The sequence below is a fragment of the Bacillus sp. FSL K6-6540 genome (assembly GCF_038007545.1).
Window position 1 is genome coordinate 4,495,937 of sequence record NZ_JBBOXH010000001.1, and the last position, 16,569, is coordinate 4,512,505.

The window sequence follows — 16,569 nt, forward strand, 5'->3', positions numbered from 1 at the left end:
ACCTCTCTTTACTATGATGACTGGGATGAAAGGTTCGGCGGCACACGATGCTTGGTGGCCTGCTCGAAGCCGTAGGCTAACTGAATCAACACCGGCTCGCTATAAGCCGTCCCGATGAATGTGATGCCCTGAGGACCTTTGGTGTTGTATCCTCCCGGAGCTATGATCCCATTCTCGGCATAACCACCGGGAACGGTAACCGAAGGATACCCTGCACGGGCAGCCAGATCGGGTCCATATTCATTACCCAGAAACAGCAGTGCGTCCAGCTGATGCTCCCGCAGTACATGGTCAATTCCCATGGCGCCCGCCCTTTCCTTGTTCTTCCGCTTGCTCTCCAAATACTCTTTTTCGGTCAACGCACCGCTTGTTTCCTCGGCCCAAATCAGCGTATCCTGTCCATATTTCAGGGCTATGTCGGCGTGTGCCTCATTATAAGCGATAACCTCAGCTAATGAATGAACCGGCAGCGACGGAGCTACATTCGCCAAATAATCATTGACGTATTTCTTGAATTCATAGCGAAGGACATTGGCATCCCATCGGGTGCCCTGGCATGGCAGTTCCACCGGATCGATGATGGTCGCGCCTTGTTCGCGAAGAACATCAATGGCAGACTCTACGATATCTAGTCTATCCCGATCCAGGTGCTTATAGTAGTATCGGGGAATCCCGATTCGTGCCCGCTTCAGATAACTGGCGTCCAGAAACTTCGTGTAATCCTCTACCCTTGCTTGAGCAGCTGTCTTGGTCACCTCGTCCAGGTCATCCGCACCCGCGATCGCGCCAAGCAGAATCGCGGCATCTTCCACCGTTCGGGTCATTGGACCTGCCGTATCCTGCGTATGCGTGATGGGAATGATGCCCGTCCGGCTTACCAGACCGATCGTCGGCTTCAAGCCAACCAGACTGTTCTGGCTGGAAGGGCTGATAATCGATCCCGAAGTTTCCGTGCCGATGGCTGCCGCAGCCAAATTCGCCGCCACTGCAGCTCCGGAACCGGAGCTCGAACCTCCGACGAACATTTCGCCGGGACCGTAGGGATTTAAAGTAAGCCCGCGTCTTGACGAGTATCCTGCCCACATGGTCGAGGACATGAAATTCGCCCACTCGGTCATGTTGCTCTTGCCCAGAATAACGGCCCCCGCCTCTCGGAGCTTTGCGGCAACAAAGGAATCTTTGGCGGCGTACGAATCGGCCAGCGTGATGGAGCCGGCGCTCGTATGCAGCCGATCCCCGGTGTCGATGTTGTCTTTGAGCAGTATCGGAATCCCGTGCAGCCGTCCCCGTGCTCCCAAGTTTCTGCGCTCCTGATCCAGCTCTTGGGCAATCTGCAGCGCATCCGGGTTCACCTCTAGAATCGAGCGAAGCCATCCATCGTATAACCCGATCCGTTCCAGATACAATTGCACCAGTTCGACCGAAGACATCCAGCCTTCTTCCATGGCATGCTGCATATCCGCTATGGTTGCTTCCACAATCCATGTTCTTTTATCCAAGCTCATATATGGTCCCCCTTATTTTTCTGATCTTGCGGCAGGTGTGGGGTTTAACGTTTCATATTTTAGCCTCCAGACGTTTCAAGTCCCTATTCAATTCGGGATTCAGACATGAAACTCCTTCTGGCACGCAATCGGTCGGCATCTTAGCGGCTCTCTCGTCTCCCATGGCGGCTTGCCCCTCCTAACGTAAACTAAACGCAGGAAGCGGACCAAGAATGACTTCTTGATCCGCTCCGCTTAACTTTCGCATGCGCTTCAAAACCGGTGCCGCATGCTAGCGATACCACTGGGCCTGCTTATTGAACATCTCGGCATAATGGGCTCCCTGCCCGATTAATGCCTCATGTTTTCCCTCTTCAACGATTCGCCCTTCCTTGAGGACGAGAATGCGGTCCGCATGTCTGCAGCTTCCCAATCGGTGCGATATGAAGATGGCGGTTTTGCCTTCGGTCATGGACATCAGGCTCTCGAATATCGCGGATTCCGTAAGCGGGTCTACGGCCGCCGTCGGCTCGTCCAGATAGATCACTTCAAAATCCCGATAGAACGCCCGGGCGATCGCGACCTTCTGCCATTGGCCCTGAGACAGTTCGCGCCCGCCGGAGAAGCGCGTACCCAGCTGGGTTGCTACTCCGTCCGGCAGCGAATCTACTAGCGGCGTCATCGCGGCCTTCTCCATGGCCTGATTCAATCGGCGATGGGCTTGCCGGTCGTCCGGATCATGCTCACGCAGCGCAATGTTAGCCTCAAGGGTCCATTCATATCGATAAAAATCCTGGAACACCGCCGTTACTTTGCTGCGGAAGCTGACGGAATCATAATCCTGGATCGGGATGCCGCCATAGCGCACAACGCCATGCGTCGGTTCATACAAGCCTAGCATGATTTTTACGAGCGTGCTCTTCCCCGCACCGTTCTCCCCGACAATGGCAACCTTTTCTCCGGGCTTGATGCGAATCGTCAAATCGTCTAGCACAGGCTTACCCTGATTTGGATAGCAAAAGGTAACGCGATCGACTTCGATTCCCTCCCGCAAAGGCGTGGTCATCGGCAGCGCTTTTTCCGGCTGCGGAACCGGCGTATCCAGAAATTCGAACAATTGGTGGATAAACAGACCGTCATGATAGATTTGCCCGATGTTCTGACTGATGTTCTGGATGGAATATCGCGTGTCCTGGACCGCTTGATAGAGGGCGACATAGCTGCCGATGGTTAGTTTGAGGCGTGAGCCGAGCCAGACGAACACGGCTAAAATGCTAAAAGAACAAATCGTCACCGCCCCTTCCACGATCAGGCGATTCTTCATGTTTTTCCGCTCGACGCCCAGCATTTCATACGTATTTTTGAAATAAATGCCCCGCCATTTGTTCAATAAATAATCTTTGGCATGAAACAGCCGGATTTCCTTGGCCGCTTCCTTCGTCTGCAGCAGTTGGTTCATGTAGGCCGCCATACGGGACGAAGCCGTCTGCTGATGAATGACCACGAAGCGGGAAGCCCCCTCTTTCTTCTGGATGATCAACAGCGGAACGATCAGAAGCAGCATAACGATTGGTAATATGTAATGAAAGCTGAACAAGAGCACGAGCAAACCCGTCAACGTGATGAGGTTCTGAATAATCGAGAACATGTAAAACACCATGTTAATTCCGCAGATATTCAGATTGCGAAGAGCACGCTGCAGCTTGTCGTAGCTTTCCGGAGATTCAAAGAATACGAACGGAAGCTTGCTTAACTTCTCCGACACTTGGAGATTAAACCAGTAGGATACATAAGCATTCATCTTTCGCTCGGTATACTTTTGAAGAGATGCCAGCACGAGGCCAATCAGAATGACCGCCATCTGGAGTAACAGCCAATACAATGCTTGGTATGGAGCTTGATCCCGAATCAACACACCGGTAACGGCGTCTATGACTTGAGCCGTAATATAAATCTGGGCAACGGGCAAAAAAGCCTGCATCAAATAAATCATGGTCGATCTGGTGAACATCCGCGGAGAGACGCGGTACACCTGCTTCATAACCTCGAACATCAGGTTTGCATATTTCATGTTGTATAACCTTGAGCCTCCTTCGTCGCTAAGCCGATTTGTTTAGGGCTGAAGGTTTAGCATGAGGCAGCTGGTTGATCATTTGTTCTAAATGATGCAAATAATTCGTGACGCTTTTGTTGATGACGAGCTGCTCCTCGGATAAGTAGAACGCCAACGGAAACCGGTTCACTTTAAACGAATCGATCATAGCCCGGTCTGCCCACACGACCTGCATATCGGTTAACTCATTGGCAACCGCCATTTCTGCGGCCTCATCCGCATCCTGGGCATATAGGAATACCGTGACCGAAAGATCCGGATGCGAAGCCATAAACGCTTTGATGGCCCCGTACGTTTCTTTGCAGGCATTGCAATGGTTCATCGTGAACAATAGAATTTTGGGCTTGCCGTCGTACAAATTCACGGTATCACCGGCCATGCTCGTATAGGCTGCCCGAGGAATCTGCGTGCCAAGCTCGAGCCCTTCCTTCGGAACCGCAGGCATCTCGTGCCCGGTCACGACTGTCTGCGGCTTCAACTTCAACTCCCGAACCTGACGGTACAGTTTGAACATGAAGAAAGCCAAGCTGAATATCAAGCCATACTGAATTACGAGCACGGTCGTAATCAAATTCATGGATTCGTTCCCTCCTTCGCCTGTAATGAATCAAGAGTATACGCATTCACCGCCACCAACGAAATAACGGCAATGCCGCCGGCCGACAGCAAGGTAAGAACCGCCTCTTGGGCCGGCATGAGGAAGAGATTCACGGGTTCGGACAAAAGCCAAATTAGCGCATCCAATATACCTAAGCATGCAATCTTAACGACCGTATTCTTGCCGAGGGCCTCACTAAACCATGAGCCAAAGCAGCTGCATTGGATCTCCTGATTCTGCACAACCCTGGCTTGATAAACGGCGTATCCGAACCCTGCCAGCAAAATAAAAATCACGATCTGCGCAGCGGCTCTGCTCCAGGAAAACAATAAACCCGCCCCGGCTGCAATCTCAGCGGCGCAAATGAGAACAGGTACAATCCGTAAGCGGCCTGCAGGCATCTGCAACCGTTCGATCGTCGTCCTGAAATCCGCTAACGATAACAGTTTCGACACTCCCGAAAACACAAACACCAAGGTCAGAAACAAAAGGCAAAGCGCGCTCATGGACATGGTTCATTCTCCTTCCCGACAACCAGGGGGACCAAGCCCCCATTCGATGACTTTGATATCTTGCTTGGACTGCACCTTGCCGTTCTTCTTCGCGGTTCACCCGTTCTCGATCATACTGCAATGGACCCAAAACCATATTCGACCCCTCACTCTTCAACCGTAATAGGAAGCCGCATGCCCTACGTGAAATATAAACAGCGGAACAAGTAGTTCCGCTGTTTAAAAGATAGGTTCATGCGTTTACAAAAAATTAACAGCCGCAAGTATATCTCTCTTCCGAACCGTTGCCGCAGTCCCATACTTCAAGACGAACGCCGAATTTGTCGCGTCCGCATTGCTCCGTAGTGTTACAGGAAGTATGACGAAGAATGCACATAAATACTCACCTCCTTTCAAGTCATGAAGTTCAGTCATTTATATGAAAGGTGTTGCTATGCAAAAAGCTTCGGAATGTGTTAAACGCTGGCTGTAGGGATCTTCAAATTCTTAAACCGAGTCGTTTGTAAGCGGGTTCAATTTCTGAGGGGTGTAAGTGGTTTATGCTAACTAGCTGGCTTGCAGGATAATTTTAAATATACTATATTTATCATTTCTTACAAGGATAATATCTTATAGTAAAATAATAGAATATTATCCCTTATTAAAGAAATTACATAAACAAAAGGCCGCCCCATTTTGTTAATCGGGGCAGCCCTTTGCTTACCTATTTAACTGATGATCGTAATGACCGGCGCCGAAATGGTAGGCTGTGTCGTGATGGCGGAGGCCGTATTCGTGAAGCTTGCAATTTCCAACAACACCGGTATTCCCGCCGGAACATCCGTCGTATCGAGCACCAAGCTGGCGGTTGTCAAAGTCGATAACGCGAGCTGCTGCAGCATCCCGTTAATATACACATTAAAGTATTCAGCGCCTGTCAACGCGGGAAATGCCGTCACGGGTGCTTCGGCATCATCGATGAAACTCGTGGCCGGCATGGTAATCGAGTCTGCACCGATCATCGCTTCGTCGACCAGCGCAAAATAACGGGTTACGATTGGCGTTACCGTCGTGGTGATCGTGCCGCCGGTTGCAACGGGAACCGATGCGACCGCGGTAATGATAGGTTTAATAACTGGCATGATCTTCACTCCTCTCTTGTCTAAGATAGAAAAAATATGGCTGTGCCACATTATCATTAAATGATAGATTCTGAGATTTGGTTCTGACATTCTCCCACTATATAAAAAACAAACAGTGAATGAATCCATGCTCAGGCCAATATATCACCGAAGAAAGGATAAATGTCCACTCGAGTCCTTCCCCGATAACATAAACTAAGTGGAGACATTCATCCGGGGGGAGGGGGGATAAGACTGAAAACTCCCGTGATCAAGCGGAAACGATATCGAATTCTAAAAGCTGCAGAATATCGAAAACGCAGGAACTGCAAGAAGCGAAAATACAAACGAGTCGTGGCGGCAGGCAAACGAAAATGGAGATGCAACTCCAGATCCACTTATCGGACCACCCCCTCTGCTGTTCAACATAGACGTCAAGTGGGACGCGGTCCAAAAAAATTCTTATCGACACTATTACCTCTATTCCCTCAAGTCGTTCCTGGGAACCCGGGCTTGGCGGGGCCAGCCGGGCTTCAAGGACCCCAGGGCATTCATGGCAACCCTGGCTCGGAGGGGGCAGCGGGCATTCCCGGACCGGTGGGACCCCAAGGCCCTCAGGGTGTTCCTGGCAACCCTGGCATGGAGGGGCCGGCGGGCATTCCCGGACCGGTGGGACCCCAAGGTCCTCAGGGCGCTCCAGGCAACCCTGGCATGGAGGGGCCGGCGGGCATTCCCGGACCGGTGGGGCCCCAAGGCCCTCAGGGCGCTCCAGGCAACCCTGGCATGGAGGGGCCGGCGGGCATTCCCGGACCGGTGGGGCTCCAAGGCCCTCAGGGCGCTCCAGGCAACCCTGGCATGGAGGGGCCGGCGGGCATTCCCGGACCGATGGGACCCCAAGGTCCTCAAGGCGTTCCAGGCACTCCAGGTATGGAAGGGCCGGCGGGCATTCCCGGACCGATGGGACCCCAAGGTCCTCAAGGCGCTCCAGGCACTCCAGGTATGGAAGGGCCGGCGGGCATTCAGGGGCCCACGGGGCCGCAAGGCCCGCAAGGAATCCCCGGAAGCGTCATCGTGCCGGAGATTAACGTGCTGCCGACCACGCTTCGCTATTTTTACGTATTGATGTCCGAGGTTAATCTGGATGATCCCTTCGTCATATCTGCCGGACAATTTACGGATGACGACGGTAACCAGGCATTTCAGAGCATTATGGTAGGTCCGAACAGCTCCTCGACCGTTTATATCAACGGTATGATTCAGGAAGGCCGAATCTACACCATCACTTCGGAGGCACTAACCTTATATTCTCCCGGCGATGTGCTTCTGGCCGGAACGCCCATCTTGCTGGAGGTGCTGTATCTCACCGTTCAGGTGGTAGCTTGAACGGTGAGCAAAACACCCCGCTGCGGCGGGTAGCAAGGTTCGCGCAAAAAAGACATCTGCCGCAAGGAAGATGTCTTTTTCCTCTACTTCTTAACATGTTACCGAAATAAACGGTCCCCTCTCTTTCATCTTATCGAATTCGACTATTCGGCCCGGCTATCGATGACTTCATAATCAAACCAGTCGAACAGCGCAGGGGTTGTTCCATTGTCGCCGAATGCATACATAGCAATCATTAACCCTGTAAATCCGCCGGCTACTTCCGTCGCAAGCAGATGGGTTTCACCTGATCCCATATTCAGGACCTCTGATGAACTTTGTCCCATGGAGAATCGGAAATGCTCGGGCATTGCTTCGATTCGTAACACGACAGGCCCCTCCGGACAGCGACTGGTATGTTCTACGCTAAGCGACCCCACGGTACGTCTGAATACGATCGTTTTTTCCCCGTTTATAAGCTTTACGGCCAGATCATAATGATACCTTTCATTCATAAAAACGGTTAATCCCGCTTCTTCCCCCTCGTTTGCAGGCTCAAAGTCCAGAGCAGCGGATATATTGCAAGAAAAGTGCCTTAATCGTCGCCCGACAAAAGCAGGGGATGCCGCGTCGTTCAAGGACGATGGGTTGCCCCGCAGCATGAGATATCCCGGATGTTCCTGCAGCGACCAGCTCCCTGGTAATGGGTTGCGCAAAAAGACCCAGTCCAAACCGAGGGAGGCGTGATCGAAATCGTCTCTGGACGGCTTTGCGGGCCACCGGCATTCCGGCAGCTGAGGACTGTCCATTACCTGCTCGACCCTTCCCTTGAATCCGATGCTCGGCCAACCGTCCGCCGTCCATGTGACCGGAGCCAGATAAGTTTCTCTGCCGAGATGATGGCGCATGGGGTATGAAACCGGCCTGATCCCCAAGAAAACGGCCCACCACGTGCCATCCTGAGCCTGCACCAGATCCGCGTGCCCTGTCGCGTGTATGGGGCTTCTCCTGCTTCGATGGGACAGAATCGGATTATGGGGACAAGGCTCAAACGGCCCGTAAGGATGTCGGCTTCGCGAGACCGTGACCATATGTCCGTACTCGGTGCCGCCCTCGGCAATCATTAAATAATACAGACCGTGTATTTTGTATAAATGCGGGGCTTCCGGACTGGCTCCCCCGGTTCCTCTCCAGATTAAGCGGCTTTCCGTCAGCTTCTTGCTGCTTGCAATATCGATTTCGCATTGATAAATGCCCTCTCCCTCGTCGCCGTAGCAAGCCGTCTGAAAATAGACGCGACCATCGTCGTCAAATAGCAGCGAAGGATCGATGCCTTGCTGGGCGACAGGGATCGGGTCAGACCAAGGACCCGCAGGATCCGTGCTTTTGACGTAAAAGTTGCCGATTCCGCTGACGTTGGTTGTCGTCATATAATACCAGCCCTCATGATAGCGAAGGGTCGGGGCATAAATTCCCCCTGAGCTCCCGGCTTTCTTAAGGGGCAGTTGTTTTTCCGATGTAAGGCAATGGCCTATTTGCTTCCAATTTACCAAGTCCTTGCTATGAAAGATGGGAACGCCCGGGAAATACTCAAATGTGCTCGTCACCAAATAATAATCTTCGCCAACACGGCAAATGCTTGGATCCGGATAAAAGCCCGGTAGGATGGGGTTGCTAAACTTCATGAAACAAAACACTCCTCTGTACTCCTTATTTATGTCTAAGAAGCGATGGTCTATGAAACAATGGCGAAAAACAGATTGGCATAAAAGAGAGGCAGCTTTTGGGCCTGCCCCTCAATCAAACGGTTCAGTTATTCCACAGCTCCACCCGATCACGAACCAGCTCCGAATATTCCTGCTCCATTTTTTCCGCCCCGGCAGCGTTCAGATCTTGAATGAACTGATCGTAAAGGGCATCGAATTGGGACGGGTCCGCAAGGATGATCTCCGGAATGCGTTTGCGAACAATCTCTTCAACCCGCTTGTAGGTGATTGCAATATTGGAGTCGATCGGCGGGGAAATAAGATATGCCGCACCCCACGGCTTCGTCGGAAATTCCTCCGACTTTGGCCAGAAATCCTTCCACATTTCCGCACCATACGCTTGCAGCGTCTCTTTGGCTGATGGCGTATAATTGGCTTTGATTTGTTCCGGGAAGTTGGTCGTATAATAATTTCCGGTCGAATCCTTCACGCCGTCGCCATAACGAGGAAACAAACTGTTATATAATCCAATTCCGCTCTCTTTGGTAAAGCTGGCGTTGTCGTTAACTTTGCGGTCCTGCACGTCCTCCGGAATGACGCGTTTGCCGTCTTTGACATTGTAATGCTCGCCTTCAATGCCCCAGTTCATCAAAATTTGCCCTTCTTCGGAAGCCAGATAATCCAAGAACTTGATGATCCGTACCGGATCCTTCGCGGATGTCGTGATGCCTACTCCCCAGCCTGCTGCATACCCCGCATTCTGGAACGAAGCGTCCTTGGTCGTCTCATCCAATTGGATCGGGAATCTCGCATAGGTACGGTTCTCTTTGCCGGCCGTTCTCAGCGCATTCGTCGGGTTTCCAAACCCCCAATCGGCGTCAATGACGCCAAGAACGCGGCCAGAGGCGATCTTTGCTTCGTACTGGTCCGTCTTCTGAACGAACGTTTCATTGTCCAATATGCCCGTGGCGTTGAGATGATTCAACCAGCGGAAGTATTCCTTGTCCTCCGGACGTCTGTAGTGCAATTTCGCTTCATACGTTTCCGGATCAACATAATACTCCCCATCCCCTGACAAACCGGTAGCAATCACGGCCGCATCCGTTACGGAGATCATGAATCGCCAGCCATCCGCATTGAGCGTCAACGGAATCGTTGGCTGACCGTCGATCGTCGGGTGTTTCTCATAATAATCCTTCAGCGCCTTCTCAAAATCCTTGACGGTCTTGATTTCCGGATAACCGAGCTCTTTCAGCACTTCATGCTGGATATGAAAGTTTCCGCCGGCATCCAATTGCTGATGATCCACCGCATTAAGCGTCGGAAGAACATAGATCGATTCATCCTCGTTGCTCCACTTCAGACGGTTCATGTAATCCCCATAGAGCTTTTTCAGGTTCGGTGCATGTTCTTCGATCAAATCGGTAAGGTCGATAAAAGCGCCCGAATCAACGAACAGATTCGCATCGCCTTTCGCGAAAACGAGATCCGGATATTCACCGCTCGCTACCATCAACGGCAGTTTCTGATTGGAACCGTCAACCGCAAATTCGGCTTGGATCGTAACGCCGGTCGTCTCGGTCAGCTTTTTGCCGACGGCATCCTGCATACTTGCCCAGTTCGCATTCGAATCGGCGCTGAAATACGTAATTGTAACCGGTTTCAAATCTTCCCCTTCGCTGCCTGCGGAATTGCCGCTGTCACCGCTGCTGCACGCACCCAGAATAAAAGTAACCAGCAGCATCATGGCCAAGAGCGGCGATAATCCCTTCCAGAGTTTCATGTCTTTACCCCCTATTCAATATCTTCTTGTCAGTCGCCAGCAGATCATGCTTTCTAGCTTTTTTGTATGAATGGTTTAGAGCGACTCCACTTTCAGATCCTATTATATCTTCTAGTTTTGTCCTTATTCCTTGATCTTAGAGCCTGAATATAGCATGATAAGGACATCGAGATACTACATAATTTACTTTTGGAGGGTGGCCGAATGAGAAGCGTACATTTGGATTGGTTTACGACCGATGAGCAGTTTAAGTTCTTTATTCAATATGGCGGACACGAAGAGGACATGTACGTGCATCACCATGTTGATTTCTCCGAACTCGTTATCGTTTTGCATGGTCATGCCACCCATATCGTCAACACAGAGGAATCGTTTATCAAGAAGGGGGACGTCTTTGTCATTAACGGCACAACCTCCCATGGATATAAAGACCCGCATGAGTTTCGTATTTGCAACATCATGTACAAGCCCGAGATGCTGGAATTGACGGGTCCGGAGTTCAAAAGATCGAACGGGTATCAGGCGCTTTTCGTTCTGGAGCCGTATTACCGCAATATCAACCACTCCTTGAGCAAGATGAGCCTGCCGATCTCTAGTCTGGATTACGTATCGTCCGTTGTTGACTTCATGATTGAGGAATACGCGAACAAGCTGCAGGGCTACCAGACCATCCTGCGTTCGCGATTTATGGAGCTCGTCGTCCAGCTGTCACGGCAATATGAAAAGCAAGAGCGGTACGGAGCCCAAATTCATCTGATGCATTTGGCGAAAGCCATTTCCTTTATGGAGGATAACTATTTGCAGCCCATTTCCCGTGACGAAATTGCGGCCAAATCCAATATATCCGTCAGGCATTTGAATCGGATATTCCAATCCTATTACCAAACAACGCCTTTCGCCTATCTTCTGCAGCTCCGCTTGGAGCACGCATGCAGGCTGTTAAAGACGACACCCCTTCCGATTTCGGAAATTTCTTATCGGAGCGGATTCAATGACAGCAATTATTTTACCCGTCAGTTCTCGAAGGTGTTTGGCCTATCTCCTAAAGTGTACCGAAAGCGCAGGTAAGCACTTTGCAAGGCGCGAGAAATACCGTCCGCCACAAATCCGTGAGTTTCAATGCAACCTTAGATCCTGCAGCAGAAGCAAACCGTTCGAAAAAATCATCCCACCTTTAAATTAGCTAAATTAATTGAAACGCTCCCTGTATTTAGCTATTATAGACTCAAATTAGCTAAATCGAGGTGAAATTTATGAGAATGACTTCCACCGATATGCAAAACAATTTCGGAAAGTATCTTAAATTAGCTGAGGCTGGCGAGGACATCATCGTGACGAGAAACGGCAGAGATATTGCCAAATTAATAGCCTATGCCGGCACAGATGAACCTGTCCTGAGAGAGGGGGCTGTAAAGTATACAGCCGACAATGACTTCGTTACTTACGAGGATTTCCTGGAACTAACCGAAGGCTCGGAACAGCGCCACGAGCTGATCGACGGGATCGTGTATAACATGGCTTCCCCTTCATACAACCACCAATATGCAGTTAATGAACTGCACGGCACATTTTACAATTGGTTCAAAGGAAAACCCTGTACACCGCTGACTTCCCCACTTGATATTACATTGAAGAAGGAGGAGGCAAATATCTGTGTCGTACAGCCGGATCTGGTTGTCATTTGCGACAAAGATCAAATCAATGAGAAGGGAAACTATATGGGTACGCCTGACCTCGTCATCGAGGTGTTGTCTCCGTCCACGCGTAGCAAGGACATGATCCCGAAGCTTGATCTATACCGGCAATGCGGCGTAAAAGAGTATTGGATCATCGATCCGATGAAAGCTCAAGTCATCCTCTTTTCCTTGTCCGACGGCGAGATCTCGGATGTGAACTACTTCTCGCAAGCCCATGACTCTTTTGCGGAATCCAAACTTAATCCAGGCTTACAGGTTTCCATGAAAGATTTGTTTGCGTGACTACTATACATTAGGAAACAACCGCCTATTGGCCACCTGCTTTGCAACTTCAATAAGCATTTTCCAGCGTATAATTGTCTTCTTACGCCCATTCATGAAACCAATCCTCTTCTGTCGGCGTACTAAAAGAAAGCATCCACGCTGGTAAACGATCGTATACTTCCTAGTACTGCAATCCATATCAGCATCAGCTTAAAGGTGTTTTTAATCGTAAACGCTATTTAAAAATTATTTGAAAGAAGGACGATCATATGATTATGACAACAACATCTACCATTGAAGGTTACCCGGTTAAAAGGTATATCGGCATTGTGAACGGCGAAGTCATTATGGGCGCTAATGTAGTGCGGGACTTTATGGCCTCCATTACCGATTTTGTTGGTGGGCGCTCGGGAGCCTACGAGAACAAGCTGCAGGAAGCAAGGGATGTAGCGTTTGCCGAGATGAAAGACAAAGCTGAGCGAATGGGGGCCAACGCTATCGTAGCGGTGGACATCGACTATGAGGTCATTCGTGAGGGAATGCTGATGGTGGCTGTCAGCGGCACAGCAGTGGTGATATAACCGGTAGTTTTCTGAAAATTCTTAAAGTTCTTAGAGGCAGCGGGTCTAACCGGCTGCCTGTTTGTCTTTATCGTGCCATCACCTAAGCACCTGAATCAGTGTTGAAAAATCTTTTTAAAATTGAAGATAGTCCCTGCAACTTCAATAAGCATATGCCCAACCTGCTGCAGGATTGCTTATGTACTCGAATAGCTCTTTGGTTCATTTATAGCATCCTGTAGAATATCAAGGCATCCGACTTGCCACCCCCGGTCTGTTTTCTAGACCGGGGGTTTATCTATTTTTTATGGGCTGACAGTATGGGCCGACAATATTCTTAAGATGAAACAATCGCTGTACCCGTTGTCATTATAAGATTAGAAAAGATGTTAAAGAACGGACGATTGGAGTGTCGTGAAGCGGATGATACGATCGAATTGCGCATACTGCACGCAGTCATTGATTTCTAATTAACGACTGCGTGCATTTTTTGTGCATCGTTCTATCCATGATTATGAAAAAGGAGTTGATGCAAAAAAAGATCCGCAGGGCTCGTCCTGCAGCGTTTACATCATTTTTCATCAAAGGAGGAATAGGTTATGAAGAGTAAACCGTTAATTGCGGGGTTGCTGTTGTTCCTATGTTCTGGTTTAAGCACGGCCTTCGCCGCGCCGCAAGTTAACACATTTGAGCGTCCGGCTGCTGGCAGCGCCTATACGCTAAGCGAGTGGAACACCGACGGATGGAGTGCCCCCTGGGACAACGGAATGAGCAGCAGAACCCTGATCGACAATGCGTATTCGCACACCGGAAGTAAATCGCTGCGCGTCTTTTACCCGCAAGGAAAGATTGGACCGGTCGATTCCGGCGTGCAAGCCCCGTTCGCAATCAACCCCGGTCAAGAATATTATTTATCCTACTGGGTGCGGTTCAGCTCCGACTTCAGCTGGGGAACAACGGAATTCGCGGGCAAGTTGGGTCTCGGTCTCGCAGGTGGGGCGGCTTGCTCGGGTGGACAAACCTGCACAGGCTATAACGGCTTTAGCTCGCGCATCATCTGGCGAAGCGGCGGCCAAGCAGCCATATATTACTATCACATGGGGAACGGCGGTCAATATGGAGACTATGCCGTCCTGAAGAGAAACGGTTCCGATGTCTACTACCCCAAAGGTGAATGGGTCCATATCGCGCAACGCCTAAAAGTAAATACCGTAACTGCCGGCAATGCCAATCCGGACGGAGAAATCCAAGTTTGGTATAACGGCGTTTCTGCCGCTAATATAACGGGCCTTCGCTTCGTTCGCAACGCCGATAAGGTCGATAAAGCCTACTTCTCTTCGTTCTTCGGCGGAGCGACTGCATCGTTTGCCCCGGCCAACGACTCCTACGTCTGGTATGATGATATTAAAGTATCCGCACAGAAGTCGGATATCTGTGAGTTAAACGCAGGTGGCTGCCAGAATGGGTTGCTTTGGCAGTTGCCTGATGTCCATCCGGACCATCAAGCAACCCCTTGAATTTTTAGGAAGCAGAGTATTCTATGCAATTGGAATGAAGAAAAGGCGGTGCTCGGGATGTTATCCCTGCACCGCCTTTTCTTGTTTTCATTTCGCTGCCGTCTTTTAGCAAATTGTGAAAGATCAACCGCGAAGAGATGATTACCCGGACGATGGCCAGCGATAGGAGACACGAACACTGATATTCACCTGATACGATAGGATTGCGCCCCACCGGACCCATGATCTTGGGGGCGCCTCCTTGATCTCGAACCTATCTAATTGACAGCTGACAGTGCACGGTCATGAGCGGTTTTATATATGTTCAAGATATCTTCGTATCCCAGTTTTTTCTGCTCGTCGATGAAGATGTTCCACTCATCGAAGCTGCGCGTGCCCATAATAAATTTTGCAAAATTTTCGTCCCGGTGGCTGTTCAGAGAATCACCCTTTGTACTCAGAATTTGCTGCTCCTCAGGCGTAAGGGCAACGGAAATCTTTTTGTCGCTATCGTATTTCGGCGCTTCCTCGTAGGCAGCTTTCAGTTCGGGCGAAGATACCGAAATATGCGCTTCGAAATCAAACCAGGTGTACGTGCCGTCCGTCGATAAGCCGGTCTTCTTTCGCATGTCCGCGATGTCGGCATATGTCTCGATGAACGCATTGCCCGCATACGTTTCGCCTTCCTTGCCCCAGCTCGCCATTTGCTTCCCTTCCTCGGAATAGAAAAAGTCGATGAATTTGACGATATCTTCAATTTTCTTCGACTTGGAGGATATCATGAAACCCTCTTCGCTGATCTGCGTGTACGCATTCTTCTGCGGCCCGCCTTCCCAGCCTGCAGGAGGAGCCATGAAATTCATGCTGAAATCCGAATTGGCTTGGCGCAGCGCTGCATTGTAGAAATCGATTCGCCCGATATAATCAAGCGTAATGAATGCGCGGTCCGTCGAAACGATGTCCTGCCACATTTTTGTGTCGATCGTCAGAAAATCTTTCGGTATGAGTCCTTCCTTGTAAAACTTGTTGAAATACGTGAGCAGTGTTTTATACTCCTCCTGAACGGGCGCATATTTCCACTCCCCGGATTCCGCATCAAACATGACGCTTGCTTTCTGTGCTTCGACTTCGGCAGCAACATCAAAGCCCGCACCAAAATCATAGAAATAACGAAGCCCGTTCCTGAACGTTAGGGGATAGCTTTCAGGATACTCGGCTTTCAGCTCCTTGAGTACGTCATACAACTCGTCCCAGGTTTTTGGCGTTCCCAAACCATGCTTCTTGAACACATCCTCACGATACATCCAGGTGCGACGATTCGACTCCCCGATGCCGGCATTCGGTGTCATGTACATCTTGCCGTCGGCGGAAATAAAGTTTTGCGTTTCCGTCGGATATTTCTCCATCCAAGCCTTGAAATTCGGCATGAGATCCACATAATCCAGAATGTTGGCGAGTGCGCCTTGCTGTCCGAATTTATCTGCCGCATCCTTCGTTTGGATCCACATCAAATCCGGCATTTCTCCCCCTGCGATGGCAAGACTGATGGCATCTTCTAGCAGATTACCCGAAGGCAGCTGGATATCCAGGGTTACCCCCGTTTTTTCTTTGATGTAATCCCACACCACCCATTGCTCATCATAAGGCCAGCTGGGATTGCTGTAGTTCAAGAACGTAAATGTTTGTTCCTTTGTTCCTGTCTGCTCGTTGACGGCTTGGCTTGGTTCAACCGTTTTACCATTCCCTCCACTGCCGCCGCCCGAACAAGCGCTCATAACCAGACTTAGGCCCAATACGATTGTAAGCAGCAAACTTGTCCATTTCGTTTTCATTCGTTGCCCCACTCTCCCTATGCTTTTCTTAAAATCCTTGCCTTGCTTCCTTTCATCGCATC

General features: G+C 50.3%; 13 protein-coding genes. 5 read left to right on the forward strand and 8 right to left on the reverse strand.

Annotated features, from left to right (window positions below):
* Positions 1-11: 11 nt before the first annotated feature.
* The 5 genes from MHH82_RS19760 to MHH82_RS19780 all read right to left on the reverse strand — a co-directional run bounded on the left by MHH82_RS19760 (position 12) and on the right by MHH82_RS19780 (position 5,828).
* On the reverse strand, positions 12-1,505 hold the full coding sequence (locus tag MHH82_RS19760; RefSeq protein WP_145037803.1) for an amidase family protein: 1,494 nt from the start codon (positions 1,503-1,505) through the stop codon (positions 12-14).
* 271 nt (positions 1,506-1,776) lie between these two features.
* The gene (locus MHH82_RS19765; RefSeq protein ID WP_340967573.1) at positions 1,777-3,555 is read right to left on the reverse strand and encodes an ABC transporter ATP-binding protein; all 1,779 of its coding nucleotides are present in this window, start codon (positions 3,553-3,555) and stop codon (positions 1,777-1,779) included.
* A 28-nt stretch (positions 3,556-3,583) separates the two neighbouring features.
* Positions 3,584-4,174 (reverse strand): hypothetical protein, encoded by a 591-nt coding sequence (locus MHH82_RS19770; RefSeq protein WP_015736099.1) that lies wholly within the window; start codon positions 4,172-4,174, stop codon positions 3,584-3,586.
* Complete coding sequence (locus tag MHH82_RS19775; protein WP_015736100.1) at positions 4,171-4,707, reverse strand: MauE/DoxX family redox-associated membrane protein; 537 nt, start codon at positions 4,705-4,707, stop codon at positions 4,171-4,173. Before MHH82_RS19775 ends, MHH82_RS19770 begins: the two co-directional genes overlap by 4 nt.
* Before the next feature lie 707 nt (positions 4,708-5,414).
* Complete coding sequence (locus MHH82_RS19780) at positions 5,415-5,828, reverse strand: DUF4183 domain-containing protein (protein ID WP_015736101.1); 414 nt, start codon at positions 5,826-5,828, stop codon at positions 5,415-5,417.
* A 492-nt stretch (positions 5,829-6,320) separates the two neighbouring features.
* Between MHH82_RS19780 and MHH82_RS19785 the strand changes: the two genes are divergently transcribed.
* Positions 6,321-7,190 carry a DUF4183 domain-containing protein gene (locus MHH82_RS19785; RefSeq protein WP_340967578.1) on the forward strand — a complete coding sequence of 290 codons (870 nt, stop codon included), beginning with the start codon at positions 6,321-6,323 and terminating at the stop codon, positions 7,188-7,190.
* Between the two features lie 143 nt (positions 7,191-7,333).
* Here the strand turns inward: MHH82_RS19785 and MHH82_RS19790 are convergent, their stop codons facing one another.
* Both MHH82_RS19790 and MHH82_RS19795 read right to left on the reverse strand, forming a co-directional pair.
* Positions 7,334-8,854: a glycoside hydrolase family 43 protein gene (locus tag MHH82_RS19790; protein ID WP_015736103.1), complete on the reverse strand. Its 1,521-nt coding sequence runs from the start codon at positions 8,852-8,854 to the stop codon at positions 7,334-7,336.
* A 124-nt stretch (positions 8,855-8,978) separates the two neighbouring features.
* Complete coding sequence (locus tag MHH82_RS19795) at positions 8,979-10,658, reverse strand: ABC transporter substrate-binding protein (protein WP_145037799.1); 1,680 nt, start codon at positions 10,656-10,658, stop codon at positions 8,979-8,981.
* A gap of 204 nt (positions 10,659-10,862) precedes the next feature.
* Here MHH82_RS19795 and MHH82_RS19800 point away from each other — a divergent pair, with 204 nt between their 5' ends.
* From MHH82_RS19800 to MHH82_RS19815, 4 genes are all read left to right on the forward strand, one after another.
* A complete protein-coding gene (locus tag MHH82_RS19800) occupies positions 10,863-11,726 on the forward strand; it encodes a helix-turn-helix domain-containing protein (RefSeq protein WP_015736105.1) in 864 nt (287 codons plus the stop codon).
* A gap of 185 nt (positions 11,727-11,911) precedes the next feature.
* Positions 11,912-12,637, forward strand: a complete 726-nt coding sequence (locus tag MHH82_RS19805) for a type II toxin-antitoxin system prevent-host-death family antitoxin (RefSeq protein WP_340967581.1) — start codon at positions 11,912-11,914, stop codon at positions 12,635-12,637.
* Between the two features lie 251 nt (positions 12,638-12,888).
* A complete protein-coding gene (locus MHH82_RS19810) occupies positions 12,889-13,200 on the forward strand; it encodes a YbjQ family protein (protein ID WP_036661340.1) in 312 nt (103 codons plus the stop codon).
* 611 nt (positions 13,201-13,811) lie between these two features.
* Positions 13,812-14,696 carry a polysaccharide lyase gene (locus MHH82_RS19815; protein WP_340967582.1) on the forward strand — a complete coding sequence of 295 codons (885 nt, stop codon included), beginning with the start codon at positions 13,812-13,814 and terminating at the stop codon, positions 14,694-14,696.
* Positions 14,697-14,953: 257 nt separating this feature from the next.
* On the opposite strand, the gene MHH82_RS19820 is transcribed toward MHH82_RS19815, so the two are convergent.
* The gene (locus MHH82_RS19820; protein WP_340967583.1) at positions 14,954-16,507 is read right to left on the reverse strand and encodes an extracellular solute-binding protein; all 1,554 of its coding nucleotides are present in this window, start codon (positions 16,505-16,507) and stop codon (positions 14,954-14,956) included.
* Positions 16,508-16,569: the final 62 nt, after the last annotated feature.

Bases quoted from the DNA above. Each gene is read 5' to 3' on its own strand.
- MHH82_RS19760 (WP_145037803.1), bottom strand. From the start codon at position 1,505: ATGAGCTTGGATAAAAGAACATGGATTGTGGAAGCAACCATAGCGGAT.
- MHH82_RS19765 (WP_340967573.1), bottom strand. From the start codon at position 3,555: ATGAAATATGCAAACCTGATGTTCGAGGTTATGAAGCAGGTGTACCGC.
- MHH82_RS19770 (WP_015736099.1), bottom strand. From the start codon at position 4,174: ATGAATTTGATTACGACCGTGCTCGTAATTCAGTATGGCTTGATATTC.
- MHH82_RS19775 (WP_015736100.1), bottom strand. From the start codon at position 4,707: ATGTCCATGAGCGCGCTTTGCCTTTTGTTTCTGACCTTGGTGTTTGTG.
- MHH82_RS19780 (WP_015736101.1), bottom strand. From the start codon at position 5,828: ATGCCAGTTATTAAACCTATCATTACCGCGGTCGCATCGGTTCCCGTT.
- MHH82_RS19790 (WP_015736103.1), bottom strand. From the start codon at position 8,854: ATGAAGTTTAGCAACCCCATCCTACCGGGCTTTTATCCGGATCCAAGC.
- MHH82_RS19795 (WP_145037799.1), bottom strand. From the start codon at position 10,658: ATGAAACTCTGGAAGGGATTATCGCCGCTCTTGGCCATGATGCTGCTG.
- MHH82_RS19800 (WP_015736105.1), top strand. From the start codon at position 10,863: ATGAGAAGCGTACATTTGGATTGGTTTACGACCGATGAGCAGTTTAAG.
- MHH82_RS19805 (WP_340967581.1), top strand. From the start codon at position 11,912: ATGAGAATGACTTCCACCGATATGCAAAACAATTTCGGAAAGTATCTT.
- MHH82_RS19810 (WP_036661340.1), top strand. From the start codon at position 12,889: ATGATTATGACAACAACATCTACCATTGAAGGTTACCCGGTTAAAAGG.
- MHH82_RS19820 (WP_340967583.1), bottom strand. From the start codon at position 16,507: ATGAAAACGAAATGGACAAGTTTGCTGCTTACAATCGTATTGGGCCTA.